This is a genomic window from Arthrobacter sp. CMU6 (assembly GCF_059090205.1).
Window position 1 is genome coordinate 1 of record NZ_JBNHFL010000120.1, and the last position, 281, is coordinate 281.

Below are 281 nucleotides of genomic sequence, written 5' to 3' on the forward strand. Positions count from 1 at the left end.
GCGGATTGATGTTCCCTATCGCTGACCCGGTGATGTTGATTCCAGCTATGGCGCAGGCCACAGAGCATCTGGGATTCATCTACACCAGCGCGACTATCCAGCACCCGCCGTATACGTTCGCGCGATCTACTGCGACGCTGGACCACCTGACGAATGGACGCGTGGGTTGGAATGTCGTCACTAGCGCGTCAGCCAATGCGCACCGAAATGTTGGCCTCGGCGACTTGATCGATCACGGCCAGCGCTATGCAATCGCCGAAGAATACTTGGAAGTCGTCTAC

At 57.3% G+C, this 281-nt stretch carries 1 protein-coding gene; it reads left to right on the top strand.

Features of this window, described 5'->3' with window-relative positions; genetic code table 11:
* Positions 1–32: 32 nt before the first annotated feature.
* The coding region (locus AC5RWD_RS23330) for an LLM class flavin-dependent oxidoreductase (protein WP_494022281.1) at positions 33–281 on the top strand (249 nt) is incomplete at its 3' end.